The 19,314-nt window shown below is 72.2% G+C and carries 21 protein-coding genes and 1 other RNA gene; 10 read left to right on the forward strand and 12 right to left on the reverse strand.

Features of this window, described 5'->3' with window-relative positions; all coding sequences use genetic code 11:
- The first annotated feature begins 26 nt into the window (after positions 1 to 26).
- The gene (locus tag ACP4E5_RS31390) at positions 27 to 1,472 is read left to right on the forward strand and encodes an RNB domain-containing ribonuclease (protein ID WP_425834543.1); all 1,446 of its coding nucleotides are present in this window, start codon (positions 27 to 29) and stop codon (positions 1,470 to 1,472) included.
- Here the strand turns inward: ACP4E5_RS31390 and ACP4E5_RS31395 are convergent.
- Complete coding sequence (locus ACP4E5_RS31395; RefSeq protein WP_425834545.1) at positions 1,459 to 2,241, reverse strand: hypothetical protein; 783 nt, start codon at positions 2,239 to 2,241, stop codon at positions 1,459 to 1,461. The two genes, ACP4E5_RS31390 and ACP4E5_RS31395, sit on opposite strands and share 14 nt — an antisense overlap.
- On the reverse strand, positions 2,238 to 3,002 hold the full coding sequence (locus tag ACP4E5_RS31400; RefSeq protein WP_425834547.1) for a MerR family transcriptional regulator: 765 nt from the start codon (positions 3,000 to 3,002) through the stop codon (positions 2,238 to 2,240). The genes ACP4E5_RS31395 and ACP4E5_RS31400 overlap by 4 nt, the downstream gene beginning before the upstream one ends.
- Positions 3,003 to 3,086: 84 nt before the next feature.
- Between ACP4E5_RS31400 and rnpB the strand changes: the two genes are divergently transcribed.
- Positions 3,087 to 3,493, forward strand: an RNA gene (gene rnpB, locus ACP4E5_RS31405) — RNase P RNA component class A.
- A 33-nt stretch (positions 3,494 to 3,526) separates the two neighbouring features.
- On the opposite strand, the gene ACP4E5_RS31410 is transcribed toward rnpB, so the two are convergent.
- The gene (locus ACP4E5_RS31410; protein ID WP_425834549.1) at positions 3,527 to 4,288 is read right to left on the reverse strand and encodes a hypothetical protein; all 762 of its coding nucleotides are present in this window, start codon (positions 4,286 to 4,288) and stop codon (positions 3,527 to 3,529) included.
- 226 nt (positions 4,289 to 4,514) lie between these two features.
- Here ACP4E5_RS31410 and ACP4E5_RS31415 point away from each other — a divergent pair, with 226 nt between their 5' ends.
- On the forward strand, positions 4,515 to 5,885 hold the full coding sequence (locus ACP4E5_RS31415; protein WP_425841784.1) for an MFS transporter: 1,371 nt from the start codon (positions 4,515 to 4,517) through the stop codon (positions 5,883 to 5,885).
- A gap of 6 nt (positions 5,886 to 5,891) precedes the next feature.
- Here ACP4E5_RS31415 and ACP4E5_RS31420 read toward each other — a convergent pair whose 3' ends face one another.
- The 3 genes from ACP4E5_RS31420 to ACP4E5_RS31430 are packed head-to-tail and all read right to left on the reverse strand — an operon-like array spanning position 5,892 to position 7,918.
- Positions 5,892 to 6,371 carry a hypothetical protein gene (locus ACP4E5_RS31420; RefSeq protein WP_425834551.1) on the reverse strand — a complete coding sequence of 160 codons (480 nt, stop codon included), beginning with the start codon at positions 6,369 to 6,371 and terminating at the stop codon, positions 5,892 to 5,894.
- 44 nt (positions 6,372 to 6,415) lie between these two features.
- Complete coding sequence (locus tag ACP4E5_RS31425) at positions 6,416 to 7,321, reverse strand: glycosyltransferase family 2 protein (RefSeq protein ID WP_425834553.1); 906 nt, start codon at positions 7,319 to 7,321, stop codon at positions 6,416 to 6,418.
- A gap of 48 nt (positions 7,322 to 7,369) precedes the next feature.
- Positions 7,370 to 7,918, reverse strand: coding sequence for an MOSC domain-containing protein (locus tag ACP4E5_RS31430; RefSeq protein ID WP_425834555.1), 549 nt, complete (start codon positions 7,916 to 7,918; stop codon positions 7,370 to 7,372).
- Positions 7,919 to 7,981: 63 nt separating this feature from the next.
- Here ACP4E5_RS31430 and ACP4E5_RS31435 point away from each other — a divergent pair, with 63 nt between their 5' ends.
- Entirely contained in the window at positions 7,982 to 8,200 is a 219-nt protein-coding gene (locus ACP4E5_RS31435) for an NUDIX domain-containing protein (RefSeq protein WP_425834557.1), read from the forward strand.
- Positions 8,201 to 8,277: 77 nt separating this feature from the next.
- Here ACP4E5_RS31435 and ACP4E5_RS31440 read toward each other — a convergent pair whose 3' ends face one another.
- From ACP4E5_RS31440 to ACP4E5_RS31450, 3 genes are all read right to left on the reverse strand, one after another.
- Positions 8,278 to 8,625: a MazG-like family protein gene (locus tag ACP4E5_RS31440; RefSeq protein WP_425834559.1), complete on the reverse strand. Its 348-nt coding sequence runs from the start codon at positions 8,623 to 8,625 to the stop codon at positions 8,278 to 8,280.
- A gap of 11 nt (positions 8,626 to 8,636) precedes the next feature.
- Entirely contained in the window at positions 8,637 to 9,200 is a 564-nt protein-coding gene (locus ACP4E5_RS31445; RefSeq protein WP_425834561.1) for a DoxX family protein, read from the reverse strand.
- 99 nt (positions 9,201 to 9,299) lie between these two features.
- Positions 9,300 to 10,070, reverse strand: a complete 771-nt coding sequence (locus tag ACP4E5_RS31450; RefSeq protein ID WP_425834563.1) for an SDR family oxidoreductase — start codon at positions 10,068 to 10,070, stop codon at positions 9,300 to 9,302.
- A 109-nt stretch (positions 10,071 to 10,179) separates the two neighbouring features.
- Here ACP4E5_RS31450 and ACP4E5_RS31455 point away from each other — a divergent pair, with 109 nt between their 5' ends.
- A complete protein-coding gene (locus tag ACP4E5_RS31455) occupies positions 10,180 to 11,811 on the forward strand; it encodes an alkaline phosphatase D family protein (RefSeq protein WP_425834565.1) in 1,632 nt (543 codons plus the stop codon).
- 6 nt (positions 11,812 to 11,817) lie between these two features.
- Here ACP4E5_RS31455 and ACP4E5_RS31460 read toward each other — a convergent pair whose 3' ends face one another.
- Positions 11,818 to 12,813, reverse strand: coding sequence for a Gfo/Idh/MocA family protein (locus ACP4E5_RS31460; protein ID WP_425834567.1), 996 nt, complete (start codon positions 12,811 to 12,813; stop codon positions 11,818 to 11,820).
- Between the two features lie 107 nt (positions 12,814 to 12,920).
- Between ACP4E5_RS31460 and ACP4E5_RS31465 the strand changes: the two genes are divergently transcribed.
- Genes ACP4E5_RS31465 through ACP4E5_RS31475 form a run of 3 tightly spaced genes read left to right on the forward strand, consistent with a single transcriptional unit; the run spans position 12,921 to position 16,422 of the window.
- Positions 12,921 to 14,249, forward strand: coding sequence for a multidrug effflux MFS transporter (locus ACP4E5_RS31465; protein ID WP_425834569.1), 1,329 nt, complete (start codon positions 12,921 to 12,923; stop codon positions 14,247 to 14,249).
- Complete coding sequence (locus ACP4E5_RS31470; RefSeq protein WP_425841786.1) at positions 14,201 to 15,370, forward strand: serine hydrolase domain-containing protein; 1,170 nt, start codon at positions 14,201 to 14,203, stop codon at positions 15,368 to 15,370. Before ACP4E5_RS31465 ends, ACP4E5_RS31470 begins: the two co-directional genes overlap by 49 nt.
- A gap of 41 nt (positions 15,371 to 15,411) precedes the next feature.
- The gene (locus tag ACP4E5_RS31475; protein WP_425834571.1) at positions 15,412 to 16,422 is read left to right on the forward strand and encodes a small ribosomal subunit Rsm22 family protein; all 1,011 of its coding nucleotides are present in this window, start codon (positions 15,412 to 15,414) and stop codon (positions 16,420 to 16,422) included.
- A gap of 48 nt (positions 16,423 to 16,470) precedes the next feature.
- On the opposite strand, the gene ddaH is transcribed toward ACP4E5_RS31475, so the two are convergent.
- Positions 16,471 to 17,250: a dimethylargininase gene (gene ddaH / locus ACP4E5_RS31480; protein ID WP_425841788.1), complete on the reverse strand. Its 780-nt coding sequence runs from the start codon at positions 17,248 to 17,250 to the stop codon at positions 16,471 to 16,473.
- Positions 17,251 to 17,402: 152 nt separating this feature from the next.
- Positions 17,403 to 17,588, reverse strand: coding sequence for a DUF6243 family protein (locus ACP4E5_RS31485; protein WP_425834573.1), 186 nt, complete (start codon positions 17,586 to 17,588; stop codon positions 17,403 to 17,405).
- A 137-nt stretch (positions 17,589 to 17,725) separates the two neighbouring features.
- Here ACP4E5_RS31485 and ACP4E5_RS31490 point away from each other — a divergent pair, with 137 nt between their 5' ends.
- Both ACP4E5_RS31490 and ACP4E5_RS31495 read left to right on the forward strand, forming a co-directional pair.
- Entirely contained in the window at positions 17,726 to 18,391 is a 666-nt protein-coding gene (locus ACP4E5_RS31490; RefSeq protein ID WP_425834575.1) for a TetR/AcrR family transcriptional regulator, read from the forward strand.
- Between the two features lie 130 nt (positions 18,392 to 18,521).
- A complete protein-coding gene (locus ACP4E5_RS31495) occupies positions 18,522 to 19,271 on the forward strand; it encodes a bifunctional DNA primase/polymerase (RefSeq protein WP_425834577.1) in 750 nt (249 codons plus the stop codon).
- The last annotated feature ends 43 nt before the right edge of the window (positions 19,272 to 19,314 follow it).

A 19,314-nucleotide genomic window follows, 5' to 3' on the forward strand; every position in this document is an offset into this window, starting at 1 on the left:
CCGCCACCGCCTTCTACGCTCGACCCATGCCCCGTCGCCACCTCCGAGTGACCGGCGCGGCGCGGGAGCCGCTCGGTGCCGTGCTGCGTGAACTGCGTACGAAGCTGGACGTGCCCGAGGAGTTCCCGGCCGACGTGGCCGCGGAAGCGGAGCGCGTCGCCGCCGCGCCGCCCTGGCTGCCGGACCGCGACGAGACGGCGATCCCGTTCTTCACGATCGACCCGCCCACGTCGACCGACCTCGACCAGGCCATGCACCTGTCCCGGCGCCCCGGCGGCGGCTACCGCGTGCGGTACGCGATCGCCGACGTCGCCGCGTACGTCACGCCCGGCGGCCCCCTCGACGCCGAGGCGCACCGCCGCGTGACGACCCTGTACTTCCCCGACGAGAAGGTCCCGCTGCACCCGCCCGTGCTCAGCGAGGGCGCGGCGAGCCTGCTCCCGGACCAGACCTGCCCGGCCGTCCTGTGGACCATCGACCTGGACGCGGACGGGCGCCCCGAGACCACCGACGTCGTACGGGCCCTGGTGCGCAGCCGCGCCAAACTGAACTACGAGGGCGTGCAGACGGCCATCGACGACGGGTCCGCCGAAGAGCCGGTCGCCCTGCTCAAGGACATCGGGCTGCTGCGCGAACAGCTGGAGGTCGAACGCGGCGGCATCTCGCTCGACGTGCCCGAGCAGGAGATCGTCGCGAGCGACACCGCGTACGAACTCGCCTACCGGGCCCCGCTGCCCGCCGACGCGTGGAACGCCCAGATCTCCCTCCTCACCGGCATGGCCGCCGCGGACCTGATGCTCGCCTCGGGCACCGGCATCCTGCGCACCCTGCCGACCGCCCCCGACGGCGCGGTCGGCCGGCTGCGCCGCACCGCGAAGGCCCTGCACATCGAGTGGCCGCACCACGTCCCGTACTCCGACCTCGTCCGCTCCCTCGATCCGCGCATCCCGCACCACGCCGCGTTCCTCCAGGAGTGCACGACGCTGCTGCGCGGCGCGGGCTACACGGCCTTCAGCGGTGGCGAGCCCCCGGCTCTCGCCACGCACGCCGCCGTCGCCGCGCCCTACACCCACTGCACCGCCCCGCTGCGCCGCCTCGTCGACCGCTACGCGTCCGAGCTGTGCCTCGCCGCGTGCGCCGGGCGCGGCGTCCCCGAATGGGTGTTGACGTCGTTGGACGGCCTCCCGAAGGAGATGGCCGAGGGCACCCGGCGCGCGAACACCGTGGAGCGCGAGTGCGTCGACATCGTCGAGGCGGCCCTTCTTGAGCACCGGGTCGGCGACGTCTTCGACGCCGTCGTGGTGGACGTGAAGGACCGCCAACCGGCCGCCGGGACCGTGCAGTTGACCGAGCCCGCCGTTGTCGCCCGGGTCGAGGGCGGTACGTCCGCGCTGCCGCTGGGGGAGCGGCTGCGGGTCCGCCTCACGCAGGCGGACCCCGGCACGACGAAGGTGCTGTTCACGCCGGCGTGAGCCGCTGCTCCAGGGTGCGTGCCAACAGGTCGGGATCCTCCGCGTGCAAGCGCACCAGGTGAACGTCCTTCGGGTGGCCGAGGAACGTGAAGTGTCGTACGGGATCGGCGAGTTCGAGGGTGATGCTGGTCTGGGAGCCGACGTCCAGGTTCAGCTCGCCCTCGCGTGGCGTGTGCGTGTACTTGTTCTCGCGGCGCACCGACGCGATCCGCTCCAGCGGTATCCGCAGGTCGACATGGGCGGCGCGGCGCACCCGCAGCGCGTCGGCGGTGACCACGTGCGGCCGCGTGACGGACGCGGCGTGCAGGCCGAGCATCATCAGCACCGTGTAGACGTCGAGGAACAGGACGATGTGGTGGAGCGTCGGCCAGTTCCGCAGCAGCGCCCACATCCCGAAGGACTCGACGACGCACACGAACGTGAGGCCGTACATCATCACGGCCTGGCCGCGCGCGTACGGAAAGGCGCTCGCCCCCGCCGGGACGCCGTGCCGCCGCCGCGCCACCCATCGCCCGAGGCTCGCGAACACCCGCAGCTCGTGCCCGAGGATCCGGCGGACCCCGGCGGGCACGACCTCCCGCACGGCGTCCCGGCCGCCGCGCCGGTACAGCACGGCGAGCCCGCAGACCTCGACGACGAGCACCGCGACGCTCGCCGCCTCGACGCCGCGGGACGGCCGCGTACCCGCCAACAGGCAGACAGCGAAGACCAGTTCGGCGGCCAGGGCGGCGTAGGCGAGGGCGCGCGACGCCGTCCGCAGGGCCGTCACGGCGCACCGCCATCGGCGGCCATCCGCAGCGCGCGCCGGACGGCCTCGGCCTGGGCGGGGGAGAAGTCGGCGAGGAAGGTGTCGAGCAGGGAGTTCCCGTCCGTCAGGGCCTCGCCGGTCGGCAGGTCCGGCGGTACGCACGCGGCCAGCGACCGCGCCGCCCCGGCCACCCGGGGATCGTCCACGGGGGCGTCGGCGAGCGCGTCGAGCCGCGCGTACACGTCGCGGGCGGCGGCAAGGGCGTCGGGCCCGGACAGGGTGGGCAGCAGCGCCGACATCAGCCGCTCGCGTTCCTCGGGCGGCGCCGCCGTGTCGAGGAGGGCGAGCACCTCGCGGTCCTTGGCGGCCATGGGGGAGTCGGCCAGTTCGTCGTCCAACTCGCCGAGGAACGCGGTCAGTTCGGGAGACAGCGGCCCATCGGCGGGCAGCCGTCCCCGCTCGGCGTCGGACAGCAGATCCCGCAGCCGTGTCCGCCGCTCATGGATGGCCGCCTCCTGCCGCGCCAGATCGGCGTCCAGCTCACCGAGCACCTCCACGAGGTCCCGCCCCGCGTCCTCCGCCAGCACGTCCCGCACCTCGGGCAGGCCGAGCCCCAGCTCGGTCAGGCGCCGGATCCGGGCGAGCTCGACGGCGTGCCGCAGCCCGTACCTCCGGTACCCGTTGGCAAGGCGCTCGGGCTCGGGCAGCAGCCCGAGGTGGTGATAGTGCCTGATGGCGCGTGTGGTGACACCGACGATCCGGGCCAGCTCTCCGATCCGCATGACCTCAGTAGAAACGTTGACGCTACGGCAGGGTCAAGCGGACGGGGCCCTCCGCACCGGCAGGTAGGATGGCCGCACGGCAGACGAGCCGGGCGGACGGTCGCGTGGGGTTCTTGAGGAACCTCCCGAGGAACGTCCGGGCTCCACAGGGCAAGGTGGTGGCTAACGGCCACCCGGGGTGACCCGCGGGACAGTGCCACAGAAAACAGACCGCCCGGTGCTCAGGCGCCGGGTAAGGGTGAAACGGTGGTGTAAGAGACCACCAGCGCCTGAGGTGACTCAGGCGGCTAGGTAAACCCCACCTGGAGCAAGGTCAAGAGGGACCGCCTCCTCGGAGACGGTTCTGCGCGGACGATCGAGGGCTGCCCGCCCGATGTTCGCGGGTAGACCGCAGGAGGCCGGTGGCAACGCCGGTCCTAGATGGATGGCCGTCGCCCCGACGACCGCGAGGTCCCGGGGCACAGAACCCGGCGTACAGCCCGACTCGTCTGCCCCCCCTTCCACTTCCACCGCTCCGGCGTGCCTCAGAGCGCCGCGCCATGGGTCGAGCGGATCTGCTGCCGGCGGTGCTCCCGCTTCTCCTGGCGGCGCTGCTTGCGCTTCTTGGGCTCGTGCTCCGTGTGGTCGTCCTCGTCCGTGACGTCCTCGGTGTCCGTGTGCTCCTCCGGCTCCCGTACGAGGGAGTCGTCGAGGAGGTCCTCCGGCGGGGCCGGGAGGGACGCCGTCCAGTCGGCGGACTCGCGGGTCGTGCCGTTCACCGCGGGGCTCAGGCGTATGCGCAGGTCGTCAAGGCCGCCCGCCGGCACGCGGAAGACGTAGGTCGCGGTGCGGGTGCGGCGGCGGCGCACCTCCGTGTGCAGGCCGGCGAGGATGTCCTGGCCGGCGTCGTAGGAGCGGACGGCCCGGGCATCGCCCGCCCACACCTGGACGCGGGCGGTGAGGCGCATCCGCACCCCCGCCTTCGCGCGGCGCAGCGCGTCGGTGCGCTCCTTGGTGTGCTGCTCGACCGCCCTCGTGTGCGCGGCCTCGCTGGCGTAGCCCCTGCGCGGCGCGCGGCGCGGGTGCTCGGCGTGGTGCGCGCGCATGGCGCGGCGTACGCCGGGGGCCATGTTCTTCGCGCGGACCGTGAAGCGGACGTAGGTGTCGCCGTCCTCGTGGTCCCGGTCCAGGTACGTGGGCGCGAAGGGCTCGAGCTCGTCGATCGTCACTTCGAGGCCGCTGTCGAACGCGGCCCACTCGCCGACGTCCAGTGCTGTGCCGGTGGTGTCGTGGTCGTTCGAGGACATGGGCCCGCCTTTCGAGAGAAGAAGGATTATGTCCAGTATGCGAGTAATGCACATGTAAGGACGTACGGGTCCCGTCGGTGGCCCCTTCGACCGACCCCTGGGGCGTATGCGCAGGTGAGGAAGGTGCGGAGGAAGAGGAATTGCCTCTTCATTTACGTGCCGCTTACAGCTAGCGTCTGTGCGTATGAGTGAGCACGGCGTCACGGGGGCTGCCGCAACCCCGGACATGAACGACACGACGGACCCGGTCGGCAGGCTCGACCGCCTGACCGTCGGTCCGTGGCACCGACGGCTGACCGCGATCGTCGGCGTAGGAGCCTTCTTCGACCTCTACGAGGTGTTCCTCGGCGGCGTGCTCGCCGCCGCGCTCGCCGAGTCCTGGCAGCTGTCGGCCACCGAGAAGTCGTGGCTGATCGCCTCCGGGTTCCTGGGCATGTTCGTCGGCGCGAACGTGTTGTCCGTGCTCGCCGACCGGTTCGGGCGGCGGAAGATGTTCCTGGTCAACCTGGGGCTCTACTCGCTGTTCTCGCTGGCCTGCGCCTTCTCCCAGGACGCGACCCAGCTCTCCGTGCTCCGCTTCCTCGCCGGTCTCGGCCTCGGCGCCGAACTGGTGCTTGTCGACACGTACTTGGCGGAATTCCTGCCGCGCAAGGTGCGCGGCCGCTACATCGCCTGGGCCTACACCCTCGGCTTCGTCGGCGTGCCCGTCGCGGCGCTGCTCGGTGCGCGGCTCATCGCCAGGCACGAGCTGTTCGGCGTCGACGGCTGGCGCTGGCTGCTCGTCGCGGGCGCGCTCGGCGCCGCGTTCATCCAGGTCCTGCGGACCCGGCTGCCGGAGTCGCCGCGCTGGCTGGCCTCGCGGGGGCGGACGGCGGAGGCGGACGCGGTGGTGCGAGCCATCGCCGCTCAGTCACATCAAGCCCCGCTTTTGGACGAGAGCCAGCGGGGTCCGGGGCAGAGCCCCGAGACCGCGACCCCGGCGGGGCCGGCCAAGAAGGTGCCGCTCGGCGACATGTTCAAGCCCCCGTACGCGCGCCGCACCGTCATGTGGTGGATCTTCCAGATCCTCCAGACCGTCGGCTACTACGGCTTCGGTTCGCTGGCCCCCGTCGTGTTGCAGGCCAAGGGGCACACCGTCACGGAGTCCCTCTCGTACGCGGCCCTCAGCTACCTCGGCTACCCGGTGGGCTCGGCGTTGTCCGTGCCGCTCATCGACCGCATCGAGCGGCGCACGCTCATCATCCTGTCGGCGCTCGGGATCGCCGCGTTCGGCCTGGTCTTCGGGTTCGCGGAGGCGTCCTGGCTGATCGTCGGGGCGGGCTTCCTGCTCACCGTGTGCTCCAACGTCTTCTCGAACGCCTTCCACGTCTACCAGACGGAGATCTTCCCGACGGGCATGCGCTCCAGCGCCATCGGCATCGCGTACTCGCTGTCCCGCCTCACCTCGGTGGTGCTGCCGTTCATCGCGATCGACGTGCTCGACGACCTGGGCGCGAACGCGGTCTTCATCGGATCGGGCGCACTGATGCTGGTCCTGTGCCTGAACGTGCGGCTGCTCGGACCGCGTACGACGGGGCGGAGCCTGGAGTCGATCTGAGGCCCGTCACGACAGGCCCACGTGGGGGCGTGACGCCGCGATGAACGCGTGCATCAGGCCGCGCGACTCGTCCCGTACGACCCGGAGTTCCTCGCGGTCGTCGGCCGTGGTGATGCGGTCGACGGATGCCATCGCCTCCTGGGCGAGCGCGGTCAGCGGCGGGGACTTGGTGAGCAGTTCGACCCGGAACATCGCCTCCATGGCCGCCGCCCTCAACCGGTATGCCTCGCGCCGCAGTTCGTGGACGTCGGCCGTCTCGCCGGGCCGGTCGACGTGTTCGGGGAACCAGCGATCCAGCTGCCCCCTGCGGTAGTTGGCGAGCGCGCCGCCGAACGCGCAGTAGGCGTCGATGCGTTCCTGGCGAAGCCGTTCGGCGCGCGTGAAGTCCTGGCCGCGGGCGGCCGTGCGGCTCTGCAGTACGTGGCTCAGGGCGGCGCCCAGCAGGGTGCCGAGGACCGCTATGACGCTGGTGGCGACGACAATCATGGGGCCAGCGAAGCACCTTCGGGCGCGCCGCCGCCCCCGTAACGTCAGATCAGTGGCGGGCGGCCCAGTCGTGTCATGCGCCACACCGTGCGCCAGCGCATCGGGCGGCGTTCGCCGGCGGACGCGCGGATGCCCTCCGCGAAGCCGCCCGCCCAGGCGCGCAGGCCGCCGAGCGACCGGGTGCGCAGCAGCGTGATGCCGGTCCACACCGCCAGGTACAGCGGGATCAGCGGGAGGGGGAGGCGGCGGCGGGCCAGCCACACCCGGTTCCGGGCGGTCATCCGGTGGTAGACGGCGTGCCGGGCCGGGGACGTCTTGGGGTGCTGGAGCAGGAGGGACGGTTCGTAGAGGACCTTCCAGCCGGCGTCGAGCGCGCGCCAGGCGAGGTCCGTCTCCTCGTGCGTGAAGAAGAAGTCGGCGGGCCAGTCGCCGGTCTCGGCGAGCATGTCCATCGAGAAGGCGTGGCCGCCGCCGAGGAACGCGGTCACGAGGCCCCGCTTCATCGGGTCCTTCGCGCGCAGCCGCGGAACGTGGCGGCGCTGCGTCTCGCCGTGTTCGTCGGCGATGCGGAAGCCGACGACGCCGAGCTCCGGGTCCTCGGCGTACAGGCGCTGAATGGTGGAGAACACGTCGGCGTCGACGAGCAGCCCGTCGTCGTCCAGCTCGACGGCCACGTCCACGTCGCCGAACTCACGCAGCCGGGCGAGGGCGACGTTGCGGCCGCCGGGGCAGCCGAGGTTGTCGTCCAGCTCGACCGTCGTGACCTCGAACGGATAACCGGAGTACACGGGCAGCGGCGCACCGTTCCCGATCATGACCACGCGGGTCGGCACCGCATCCTGCTTGGCCACCGATTCCAGGAGGGCATCCACGTCCTTGGGGCGGTTGCCCATCGTGACGATGGCCACACCCAGGCGCGGGAGTTCGGTGCTTCGGTGCCTGTCAGTCATGGCGGCGATGGTAGCCGTTCACCTGACGCGCCCTGCCGGTGCGGGGTTTCAGACCCTTTCGAGGGGCCGGAACGGCTCGGCGGGCAGCGTCACCCGGATCGCGTCACCGGGCCTGACCTCACCACCCTCCCGTACGACGCTCATGATCCCGGCCTTCCGGACCGTCCCCCCGGTCTCCGGATCCCGGCCCACGACCCGCTTGAGCAGCCCGTCCTGGAACGCCTCGATCTGTACGCACGGATTGCGCAGGCCCGTGATCTCGACGACGGCGCCGCCCTCGCCGAAGCGCAGCAGGGTGCCGGTGGGCAGGGCGAGCAGGTCGACGCCGCGCGTGGTGACGTTCTCGCCGAGGTCGCCGGGCCGCACCGCGTGCCCCGCCCCGGCGACCTCCTCGAACAACTCCTCGTGCATCAGGTGCACTTGGCGAAGGTTCGGCTGCGTCGGGTCCTGGGCGACGCGCGAGCGGTGCCTGACGGTGACCCCCGCGTGCACATCGCCCTCGACACCGAGCCCCGCGAGCAGCGTGATGCTCTCCCGGTTCGGCTTGGTGAACGAGTACGTACCGTTGCTGCTGACCGCCGTGACGATGCCGTCCACTCCGTGCCCCCTGCGATCCGTGGCCAATGATCCCCGCCAGCGTAACCGGGGGAGAATCCGCGTATGAAGCAAGGAACGGTCATGGACGTGGTCGCCGCGGCGGTCGTCGAGGAAGGGCGGCTGCTCGTCGTCAGCAAGCGGGCCGCGCCCGACGTCTTCTATCTGCCGGGCGGGAAGCCCGAGCCGGGGGAGAGCGCCGAGGAGACGCTGGCGCGGGAGCTGGACGAGGAGCTCGGCGTGGTGCCGCGGCGACTGAGCCATCTAAGCCCCTCCGGCGATTGAGGAGCGGGGTCCGGGGCAGAGCCCCGGGGGTCGGCCCGGGGAGCCGCCTGCTCAATCGCCGCAGGGGCTTGAGCGGCTCAATCGCCGCAGGGGCTTGAATGGTCCAGGGAGCGTTTCGCTACGGCTGCCACATGCGCGCGCAGCGCCTCCCTCGGGTCGGGCGTGAGCGTGCCGAGGGCGACCAGTGCCGTCACGACCACGTCGCACAGCTCCGACTCGACGTCACCCCACGAGTGGCTGACGCCCTTGCGCGGGTTCTGGCCGACCGCGCCGATCACCGCCTCGGAGACCTCGCCGACCTCCTCCGACAGCTTCAACATCCGTAGGAGGAGGGCTTCTTGGGGCGGGCGGGCGTTGTTGGCGTCGAGCCAGGCGCGCAGCCGGTCGAGGGTCGCCCACAGTTCGCTGTCGTCGTTCGTCGTCACGGACGACGAGGCTATTCCTCTTCCTTCTCGTCCTGCTTCGCGGCCACCTGCTTGTTGCGGGACGCCACCACGGCCATCGCCGCCGCGCCCGCCCCGACCAGCGCCGCGGGCACCATCCAGTGCCGGTCGAGGCGGTGGCCCAGCGCGTGGTCCAGGGAGTAGCGGCCCGCGCCGGTCACCGCGAGGCCCGCCGCGACGAAGCCGAGGAACGCCGGGTATTCGTAGCCTCCGCCCTGCGCGAAGAACCCGTTCGGGGCGTGCACCGCGGCCGCGCCCGCCATGGTCCCCGCGGCGGCCGCGCCGCCCACCGGCGTCGCGAGCCCGAGCGCGAGCAGCACCCCGCCGCCCGCCTCCCCGAGCCCCGCGGCGATGGCGCTCGCCTTCGGCGGGTGGTACCCCATGGCCTCCATGCCGGCGGCCGTGCCGGACACGCCGCCGCCGCCGAACCAGCCGAGGAGCTTCTGCGCGCCGTGCGCGGCGAGCACCCCGCCGGTGCCGATCCGCAGCGCGAGGAGCCCGAGATCGCGGCGCCCGGGACAGGAATTACGAGACGTACGAAAACGTGAACAGGTCATGACTTCACCGTCCGGCACTCGTCCGGCCCGCACGCGGTGCGCGGGCCCGTTCGAGTGACATTAGTTCAGTGGATCTAGCACGCAAACAGGCGGCGGGGCTCAGCCCCGGCCGATGTACGGCATGTTCGTCGCCAGGACCGTCGCGAACTGGACGTTGGCCTCCAGCGGCAGCTCCGCCATGTGCCGCACCGTGCGGGCCACGTCCCCGACGTCCATCACCGGCTCCGCCACCAGCTCGCCGTTCGCCTGCGGGACGCCGCGCCGCATGGCCTCGGTCATGTCGGTCGCCGCGTTGCCGATGTCGATCTGGCCGCAGGCGATCCGGTAGGGGCGGCCGTCCAGGGAGAGCGACTTCGTCAGGCCCGTGAGGGCGTGCTTCGTCGTCGTGTACGCGATCGAGCGCGGGCGCGGCGCGTGCGCCGAGATGGAGCCGTTGTTGATGATCCGGCCGCCCTGCGGGTCCTGCTCCTTCATCTGTCGGAACGCGGCCTGCGCGCACAGGAACGCCCCGTTGAGGTTCACGTCGACGACCTGCCGCCACGCGCCGTACTCCAGGTCCTCGATGCCCACGCCGCCGGGACCGAACGTGCCCGCGTTGTTGAAGAGCAGGTCGAGGCGGCCGAAGCGGTCGCGGGCCGCGGAGAAGAGGGCGGTGACGTCCTCGGGGCGGGACACGTCCGCGCGGACCACGAGCGATCCGGTGTCCGGGGCGAGCGCCGCGGTCGCCTCCAGGGTCTCCGTGCGACGGCCCGCGAGGGCCACGCGCCAGCCCGCGCGCAGCAGTTCGAGGGCGACGGCGCGGCCGATGCCGGACCCCGCGCCGGTGACGACGGCGGTGCGCGGCGTCGGGTGCGTTTGCTGTTCGTTCATGGGGCCGCAGCGTACGGGTCGCGCGGCCACGCGGAGATCATCGCTCCGCCATGTGGCTGTTGTGTACGTGACAGTCGGGCGTCGTCGCGGGCCACTGCAATAGCGTTCCATGCCTCGCATACCGCAGCACTCCCCGGAACTCCGAGTCGCCGCCCAGCACTTGGGCCGCAGAAGATTCCTTACCGTCACGGGCGCCGCCGCCGCGCTCGCCTTCGCGACCAATCTGCCGACCGCGGGCGTCGCGGCCGCCGCCGAGCTCGACGCCAAGAAGATCAAGAGCGACCCGTTCACGCTCGGCATCGCCTCCGGCGACCCGCTGCCCGACTCCGTGCTGCTGTGGACGCGGCTCGCCCCGTCCCCGTACGAGACCGGCGGCGGGCTGCCCGCCTCCCGCGTCGACGTCGCCTGGGAGCTGGCGCTCGACGAGAAGTTCCGGCGCGTGGTGCGGCGCGGCACCACCACCGCGCACCCCGAGTACAACCACTCCGTGCACGTCGAGGTCGACAAGCTCTCCGCCGGGCGCGTGTACTACTACCGCTTCCGCGTGGGGAGTTGGGTGAGCCCGGCGGGCCGCACCCGCACCGCGCCCGCCACCGGCGCGAAGACCTCCGCGCTCACCCTCGCCGCCGTGTCCTGCCAGGCGTACCACGACGGGTACTTCACCGCGTACAAGCACCTCGCAGAGGACGACGTCGACGTCGTCCTCCACCTCGGCGACTACCTCTACGAGTACGCCGTCACCTCCGTCGGCGGCGCCCGCAACTACACCGACCGCGTCCTGCCCGACGTCTTCAACCGGGAGACCATGACACTGGAGGACTACCGGCTGCGGTACGCCCTCTACAAGAGCGACGAGGACCTGCGCGCCGCGCACGCCGCGCACCCCTTCGTCGTCACCTGGGACGACCACGAGACCGAGAACAACTACGCGGGCGACACCGACGAGAACGGCGACCCGCCCGAGGAGTTCCTGCTGCGCCGCGCCTCCGCGTACCGCGCGTACTGGGAGAACCAGCCGCTGCGCCGCCCGCAGGTGCCGAGCGGCCCCGACATGAAGCTCTACCGGCGGCTGCACTGGGGCCGGCTCGCCCAGTTCGACATCCTCGACACCCGCCAGTACCGCACCGACCAGGCCAACGGCGACGGCTGGAAGACCCCGACGCCCGAGTCCGAGGCCGCCTCCCAGACGCTGCCCGGCTTCACCCAGGAGCGCTGGCTGACCAACGGCTGGCGCGACTCGCGGGCCCTGTGGAACGTCGTCCCGCAACAGGTCACCTTCTCCCGCCGCAACAACGCCGCCGCGGGCAACACGACGCTCTCCATGGACTCCTGGGACGGCTACCCGGCCTCCCGCGAGCGCATCCTCAAGGGCGCCGACGCGGCCCGCGTCGAGAACCTGATGGTCCTCACCGGCGACGTCCACGTCTCGTACGCCATGGACATCAAGCGGGACGCCGACGACCAGGACTCCCGCACGGTCGGCACCGAGATCGTCACGACGTCGATCACCAGCGGCAAGGACGGCTCCGCCAAGCCGTCCAACTGGGCCAACTACCTCGCCCGCAACCCGCACATGAAGCACTACAACGGTCAACGCGGCTACGTGACCGTGGAGTTGGGGCAGGAAGCGGCACGGTCCGACTTCAAGACGGTGTCCGCGGTGACCACACCGGGGGCGGCCCTCACCACGGCGGCGTCGTTCGTGACGGTCGCCGGGGAGCCGGGCCTCAAGCCCGCGTAGGTCCGGTCAGTGCTCGCCGGGATAGCGGACGCCCACCCGTTCCCTGACGGCGTCGAGCGTCCGCATCACGGCGAGCGAACCCTCCAGCGGCACCAGCGGCGACTCCGTGTCGCCCGCCCGGACCCGCCGCATCACCTCGATCGCCTCGTGCCGCATCGAATCGTGCGGCCCGTCCTCCGGCGCCGCCACGAACTCCTCCGGGTCCCGCCCGTCCCGGTGCAGCACGAACCGCTCCGGGGAGAAGAACCCGGCCGGTACGTCGATCCGCCCGGCCGACCCGGTGACCGACGCGGTCACCCCCGTACCGGCGTTGAGCGCGCAGTGCAGCAGCGCGTGCGCGCCGCTGTCCCACGAGAGCAGCATCCCGGTCTGGAGGTCGACGCCCTCGTCGGAGAGCTGCGCGGACGCCGTCACGCCGGACGGCTCCCCGAGCAGCAGGTGCGCGAACGACACCGGGTACACCCCGAGGTCCAGGAGCGCGCCGCCGCCCTGCGCCGGATCACGCAGCCGATGCGCGGGCGGGAAGGGGCCCGCGAGCCCGAAGTCGGCCTGCACCGTGCGCACTTCACCGATCGCCCCGTCGTCGACGAGCGCCTTCATGCGCCGCACCAGCGGATGGCAGTACATCCACATGGCCTCCATCAGGAACACGCCCCGCGAGCGCGCGAGCGTCACCAGCTCCGCCGCCTCCCGCGCGTTCAGCGTGAACGCCTTCTCGCACAGCACCGGGCGCCCCGCCTCCAGGCAGAGCCCGGCCGCCTCCCGGTGCGCGGCGTGCGGCGTCGCGACGTACACGACGTCGACGTCCTCGTCCGCGGCGAGCGAGGCCCAGTCGCCGTACGCCCGCTCGATCCCGAAGCGCTCCGCGAAGGCCTTCGCCGAGGTCTCCTTGCGCGAGGCCACCGCCACCACCTCGGCGTCCGGCAGGTCGAGCAGATCGGCCGTGAACGACGCGGCGATCCCGCCCGTCGCGAGAATTCCCCAGCGCACCCGCTTCGCCATCGTGCTCCACCCACTCCAGATATTGGTCTCGACCGCACCGCTGAGCTGAGAGCATAGGGAATCGCACACATGGCCGGGAGAGGCGAAGGGAAACGAGGGGCAGCGGGATGAAGGACAGCGGATGTTCCACCGGGAGCACCACGGGGGAGGACGCGACCGGTGAGGTCCGCGGTGCCGCCCCAACGCCCGTTCCCAAGGCGGTGGTCGGGGCCGGCGCGAGCCTTCTCGTCACCTTCATCCTCGGCGGACTGACCGCCGTACCGCCGCTCTCCATGGACATGTACCTCCCGGCCCTGCCGGAGGTCACCGAGGTGCTGCACACCTCGGCCGCCACCGCCCAGCTGACCCTCACCGCGTGCCTGACCGGCATGGCGCTCGGGCAGCTCGTCGTCGGCCCGATGAGCGACAAGTGGGGCCGGCGCAGACCGCTGATCGTCAGCCTGCTGATCTACATCGTGGCCACCGCGATCTGCGCCTTCGCGCCGAACGCCACCCTGCTCATCGCCTTCCGGCTGCTCCAGGGGCTCGCCGGCTCGGCGGGCATCGTGATCGCTCGCGCCGTCGTCCGCGACCTGTACGACGGCGTCGCCATGGCGAGGTTCTTCTCGTCCCTGATGCTGATCTCCGGCATCGCGCCGATCGTCGCGCCGCTGATCGGCGGCCAGGTGCTGCGGTTCACCGACTGGCGCGGCGTCTTCGTCGTGCTCACCGGCATCGGCATCGCGCTCACCGCCGTCGTGTGGAAGTTCCTGCCGGAGACCCTCGCGCCCGAGCGGCGGCACGGCGGCGGCACCATGGAGGCGCTGCGCACGATGCGCGGACTGCTCGCCGACCGCGTCTTCCTCGGCTACACGGTCGTCGGCGGCTTCGCGTTCGCCGCGCTCTTCGCCTACGTGTCGGCCTCCCCGTTCGTGATCCAGGAGATCTACGGGGCGTCCCCGCAGACGTTCAGCCTCCTCTTCGGGCTCAACTCGGTCGGCCTGATCGCCGTCGGCCAGCTCAACGGCAAGGTGCTCGTCGGCCGGGTCAACCTCGACAAGGTGCTCGGCATCGGCCTCACCATGGTCGTCCTCGCCGCCGCCTTCCTCCTCCTGGCCGCGACCGGCGTCTTCGGGTCCCCGGAGGAACTGGGCCTCGCCCCCGTCGCCGCGGGCCTCTTCGTCCTCATGGCGTCGATGGCCCTCACCACCCCCAACACCAACGCCCTCGCCCTCATGCGCACCCCGCACGCGGCGGGCTCCGCGTCGGCGCTGCTCGGCACGTCCTCGTTCCTGATCGGCGCGATCGCCTCCCCGCTCGTCGGCATCGCCGGCGAGCACACGGCGGTCCCGATGGCGCTGGTCCAGCTCGTCTGCGGGCTCGTCGCCGCGCTCGCCTTCGTCACCCTCTGCCGCCCCTGGCAGCAGCGCGCGGCGGGGGAGGTGGCTGCACGCTGAACGCGCCCAGACTGCGCCACGACACCCCCGAGCGGGCAGGGCTCGACGCGGAGCAGCTCGCCGGGCTCGTCTCCGATGTGCGCAGGCTGCCCGAGGGAGCGCGGCCCTGGTGCGCCGGCGCCGTCGTGCTCGCGGGGCGCGGCCCGGTGATCGCCGTGGAAGCGGCGCACGGCTGGGCGGCGCGCTACGCGTCGTACGACGAGGTGACGGACACCGGGATCGAACTGCCGCCGGCCTCCCGCGTGCCAGTCACCGCCGACACCCCCTTCGACCTGGCCTCGCTCACCAAGCTCTTCACGTCGATCGCCGCCGTGCAGCAGATCGAGCGCGGCAGGCTCGGCATCGACGCGAAGGTCGGCGCCTACGTCCCCGAGTTCACGGGCGCCGCCCGGCACGGCGTCACGGTCCGCGAACTCCTCACCCACACCTCGGGCCTGCGCCCCGAACTCCCGCTGTACGACGCCCCGGACGCGGCCGCCCGGGCGGCCATGCTGCGCGCGGAGGAGCCGTCGTCACCACCCGGTGACTACCTGTACTCCGACCTGAACATGCTGCTCCTCCAGCACGTCCTCGAGCGGGTCACGGACCGCCCCCTCGACGTCCTGGTCCACGAGGGCATCACCCGCCCCCTCGGCATGACCGCCACGTCGTACGGGCCCCGCCCCGGCGCCGCCGCCACCGAGGACCAGCGCCGCCCCTGGGCCAAGGCTGACCGGGGCATGGTGCGCGGCGAGGTGCACGACGAGAACGCGTGGGCGCTCGGCGGCGTGGCCGGCCATGCGGGCCTCTTCTCCACGGCGTACGACCTGGCGGTCCTGTGCCGCACCCTCCTCACCGGCGGCTCCTACGGCACGGCCCGCATCCTCGGCCCCGACTTCGTCGACCTGATGCTGACGCCGCCCGGCCTCGGCTTCCGGCTCGACCAGTCGTGGTTCATGGGCGAACTGGCGGGCCGCGGCGCGGCGGGCCACACCGGTTTCACGGGGACGTCCCTGGTGATCGACCCGGCGACGGACACCTTCCTGGTCCTGCTCGCCAACACGGTGCACCCCCGGCGCCGCGGCCCGGCGAACGGCCCGCGCGTGGCGGTGGCGAACCGGCTGGCGCGGGCCGTCATCTGACGCGGACCTGGGCCGGCGCCACCGCTCCGTAGAATCGCGGGGTGAACGCCCCCCTCCAGTCGCCCTCCGACACCCTCCGCACGGCCCTCGCCGGACTCCTCGACGGCCTCCCGCCCACGCAGGCGGCGAAGGCCGTCGAGCGGCTCATCGCGAACTACCGGGGTACCACCCCGACCGACGCCCCGATCCTGCGCGAGCGGGCGGACGTCGTGGCGTACGCGGCGTACCGGATGCCGGCCACGTTCGAAGCGGTGCGCTCCGCGCTCGACGCGCTGGACGCCGCGGCCGACTGGCGGCCCGCCGGGCACCTGGACATCGGGGGCGGCACGGGCGCGGCCGTGTGGGCGGCGCAGGACGTGTGGCCGGGGGAGCGGACCACGACGGTCGTCGACTGGTCGCAGCCCGCGCTCGACCTCGGCCGCGAACTGGCCGCCTCTCAGGGCGACTTGGCGGAATCGGTGCGCTGGGAGCGGGGGCGGATCGGCGTGCACGACGCCCCGGAGGCCGACCTCGTCACGGTCTCCTACGTCCTGAAGGAACTGACCGAGGCCGACCGTGCGACCGTGGTCGACGCCGCCGCGCGCGCCGCCACGGGCGCCGTGGTGATCATCGAACCCGGCACCCCGGACGGCTACACCCGCGTCATCGAGGCCCGCGACCGCCTGATCGCCGCCGGCTTCCACATCGCGGCACCCTGCCCGCACAGCGCGGCCTGCCCCATCGTGCCCGGCACGGACTGGTGCCACTTCTCGGCGCGCGTCGCCCGCTCCTCACTGCACCGCCAGGTCAAGGGCGGCTCCCTCGCGTACGAGGACGAGAAGTTCGCCTACGTCGCCGCGACCCGCTCCGCCCCGACGCCCGCCCCGTCGCGCGTGATCCGCAAACCCCAGACCCGCAAGGGCCAGGTCCTCCTCGACCTCTGCGAGGCGAACGGAACCCTGACACGGACGACGGTGACCAAGAAGCACGGTGCCGCTTACCGCGAGGCCCGGAACGCGGATTGGGGCGACGGGTGGGGCCAATCAAGCAATTCAAGCCCCTGCGGCGATTGAGCAGCGGGGCCCGGGGCAGAGCCCCGCGACCCCGACCACGCCGCCCGGTCAGCGGAGCTCAAGCGTGCAGCACTTCACGCTCCCGCCCCCCTTCAACAACTCACCCAGATCCATCCCCACCGGCACGAACCCCCGCTCCCGGAGCGGCCCGAACAACCCCACCGCCCCCTGCGGCAGCAAAACGTTCCGGCCGTCCGACACCGCGTTGAGGCCGAAGGCCACCGCGTCCTCCTCGGAGGCGATCAGCGCGTCTGGGAACATCCGCCGCAGCACCGCCCGGCTCCCGGGCGAGAACGCCGCCGGGTAGTACATGACGGAGTCGTCCGTGTCGTCGAGGACGGCCAGTGCCGTGTCCAGGTGGTAGAAGCGCGGGTCGACGAGATCGAGCCCGACGACCGGCCGCCCGAACACCTCCTGCGCCTCCCCGTGCGACAGCGGCGAGGCCCGGAAGCCGCGCCCCGCGAGCACGTACGAGGCGGTGACGGCGAAGTCGCCCTCGCCCTCGTTGACGTGGACGGGCTCGTGCACCTCCGCGTATCCGCGCGCCCGGAACCACTCCAGGTGCGCGGCGGCCTCGGCCTCCCGCTCCCGGTGCGCGAACCGGGCGCCGAGCACCCGGCCGTCCACCACGGTCGCGCCGTTCGCCGCGAACACCATGTCCGGCAGTCCTGGCCGGGGGGCGAGCACCTCGACGGTGTGGCCGAGCGCGCGGTAGCGGTCCCTGAGGTCCTCCCACTGGGCGACCGCGAGCGGGACGTCGACGGGTTTCGCCGGGTCCATCCACGGGTTGATCGAGTACGTGACCTTGAAGTGTGCCGGTGGGCACATGAGATAGCGCCGGGGTGTGGCGCGACGTTCGACAAGGCGCGGATTACGCAATGAGGGCTCCTCATGACCGCAGGTCCGGGTGGAAGCCCATGGTGCGGCCGGAGGAGCCCTCGGGGCTGTGAACCGAACGGGTGGTTCACTCCTGATCCTGATCACGAAGCGTCGTGCGTGCCGCGCTTCTCCTTCAGCTTGCGCAGAAGCTCACGCTTCTGCGCCACGGGATCGGGGCCCCCGCCACCGACGCGTCCACCACGTCCGCCGCCGCGCATCGCCTTGCGGGACATGTTGCTGCGGTCGCCGCCGACGCCCAGCATGCCGCCTGCTCCACCTCGGGTCATGGTCGTCCTCCTCGAACCATTGTGACGATACGTATCGTCTCGCTTCCTGGGTGTACTCCACCTTGGGCGAGACGGTACGTCTTGTCAAGACATTACGAGACGGACCGTCTCGGTTCGCCCGCTGCTACATTCGAACCATGTCAGCAACGAAGAGCCAGTCGGCGAAGAAGGCCGTCCCCGACGCCACCCGCCGCAGCGAACGTTCCCGCCGCGCGATCTACGACGCCGCCCTCGGCCTCGTAGGAGAGATCGGCTACCCGCGCACCACCATCGAGGGCATCGCCGCCCGCGCCGGCGTCGGCAAGCAGACGATCTACCGGTGGTGGGGCTCGAAGGCCGAGGTCCTGATGGAGGCCTTCATCGACCTCAACGAGCGCAACACGGAAGTCGCCGCCGAGCGGCACCCCGGCTACCCCGGCGACCCGTCCGTCCTGCCCGACTCCGGCGACATCGAGGCCGACTTCAAGCTGCTGCTGCACGCCACCGTCGACGTACTCAAGGACCCCGTGTTCGAGGCCCCGGCCCGCGCGCTCGCCGCCGAGGGGCTGGCCGACCGCGCGTTCTCCGAGGAGTTCGTCGCCAGGCTGCTCATGCCGGGCCTCGACCTCTACGCCGACCGGCTGCGCGCCGCGCAGGAGGCCGGCCAGGTCCGCGCCGAGGTCGACCCGCTGATCGCCCGCGACCTGTTCTCCGGACCGCTCGCCCAGCGCTGGCTCCAGAACACCGGACCGCTCGACCACGCCTACGCGGACACGATCGTCGAGTACGCCCTCTACGGAATCGGCACCCGCCCCCGGGCCTAAGGTCCGCCCCCACCCACCCCGGATGTGGACTGTGGCCACCCGGGGCGCAGGATGGTGGGACACTTTTGGTCCAAGGTTCATCCGGACTCGGCACGACAGCAGTGGCTCGACGGCGATGGTGAGGGGATTGATGGGCGCGGAGCAGGGCCGCCGATTCGGCGGGCGGAGCGGTACGGAGGGGCGCGCGCCGGGCGGCCGGCTCTCACGATGGCTGAGGGCCTCGCGCGGCCCGAAGGACACCGCGGCCGCCGACGCGGCCCGTGAGGACCTGCTCTTCGCCGCTGCCGCCGCCGGACTGCCGCTGGCCCCGGCCGCGTACCCCTCCGACTACCGGTGCTCGTGCAACCGCGTCGGCTGTCCGACCCCCGGCAGGCACCCCGTCTCCTTCGCCTGGCAGACCCAGTCCACGACGGACCGCGCGCAGATCGAGCGCTGGGCGAGACACCAGCCGCTGGCCAACTTCATCACGGCGACGGGCATGGTCCACGACGTCCTCGACGTCCCGCTCGAGGCCGGCCACGAGGCGCTGGAGCGGCTGCTGGCCGCCGGGATCGAGGTCGGCCCCGTCGCCGAGTCCGGCGGTGACCGCATGCTCTTCTTCACGGCGACGCGAGGGACGCCGGACGAGGAGGACGAGTGGTGGCCCTGCGAACTGGACTGCCACCCCGAGACCATGGACGAGCACCCCGGGCTGCGGTGGCACTGCCGTGGGTCGTACGTGCTCGTGCCGCCGGCCCGGCTGCCCGGTGAGCGGTCCGTGTTCTGGATCCGCGGCCCGGAGCATCCGCTTCCCGATCCGCTCACGTTGCTGGAGACCCTGACGGACGCGTGTGCGCGGTACGTGGGCGCGGAGCCCGACTACACGTCGGCGTGGCCCTGATTCAAGCCCCTGCGGCGATTGAGCAGCGGGGTCCGGGGCAGAG

It is taken from the genome of Streptomyces fractus (assembly GCF_049844455.1).
Classification (GTDB): Bacteria; Actinomycetota; Actinomycetes; order Streptomycetales; family Streptomycetaceae; genus Streptomyces; species Streptomyces fractus.

Bases quoted from the DNA above. Each gene is read 5' to 3' on its own strand.
- ACP4E5_RS31410 (WP_425834549.1), bottom strand. From the start codon at position 4,288: ATGTCCTCGAACGACCACGACACCACCGGCACAGCACTGGACGTCGGC.
- ACP4E5_RS31450 (WP_425834563.1), bottom strand. From the start codon at position 10,070: ATGAACGAACAGCAAACGCACCCGACGCCGCGCACCGCCGTCGTCACC.
- ACP4E5_RS31490 (WP_425834575.1), top strand. From the start codon at position 17,726: ATGTCAGCAACGAAGAGCCAGTCGGCGAAGAAGGCCGTCCCCGACGCC.
- ACP4E5_RS31415 (WP_425841784.1), top strand. From the start codon at position 4,515: ATGAACGACACGACGGACCCGGTCGGCAGGCTCGACCGCCTGACCGTC.
- ACP4E5_RS31425 (WP_425834553.1), bottom strand. From the start codon at position 7,321: ATGACTGACAGGCACCGAAGCACCGAACTCCCGCGCCTGGGTGTGGCC.
- ACP4E5_RS31435 (WP_425834557.1), top strand. From the start codon at position 7,982: ATGAAGCAAGGAACGGTCATGGACGTGGTCGCCGCGGCGGTCGTCGAG.
- ACP4E5_RS31460 (WP_425834567.1), bottom strand. From the start codon at position 12,813: ATGGCGAAGCGGGTGCGCTGGGGAATTCTCGCGACGGGCGGGATCGCC.
- ACP4E5_RS31485 (WP_425834573.1), bottom strand. From the start codon at position 17,588: ATGACCCGAGGTGGAGCAGGCGGCATGCTGGGCGTCGGCGGCGACCGC.
- ACP4E5_RS31465 (WP_425834569.1), top strand. From the start codon at position 12,921: ATGAAGGACAGCGGATGTTCCACCGGGAGCACCACGGGGGAGGACGCG.
- ACP4E5_RS31400 (WP_425834547.1), bottom strand. From the start codon at position 3,002: ATGCGGATCGGAGAGCTGGCCCGGATCGTCGGTGTCACCACACGCGCC.
- ACP4E5_RS31420 (WP_425834551.1), bottom strand. From the start codon at position 6,371: ATGATTGTCGTCGCCACCAGCGTCATAGCGGTCCTCGGCACCCTGCTG.
- ACP4E5_RS31455 (WP_425834565.1), top strand. From the start codon at position 10,180: ATGCCTCGCATACCGCAGCACTCCCCGGAACTCCGAGTCGCCGCCCAG.
- ddaH (WP_425841788.1), bottom strand. From the start codon at position 17,250: ATGTGCCCACCGGCACACTTCAAGGTCACGTACTCGATCAACCCGTGG.
- ACP4E5_RS31495 (WP_425834577.1), top strand. From the start codon at position 18,522: ATGGGCGCGGAGCAGGGCCGCCGATTCGGCGGGCGGAGCGGTACGGAG.
- ACP4E5_RS31390 (WP_425834543.1), top strand. From the start codon at position 27: ATGCCCCGTCGCCACCTCCGAGTGACCGGCGCGGCGCGGGAGCCGCTC.
- ACP4E5_RS31445 (WP_425834561.1), bottom strand. From the start codon at position 9,200: ATGACCTGTTCACGTTTTCGTACGTCTCGTAATTCCTGTCCCGGGCGC.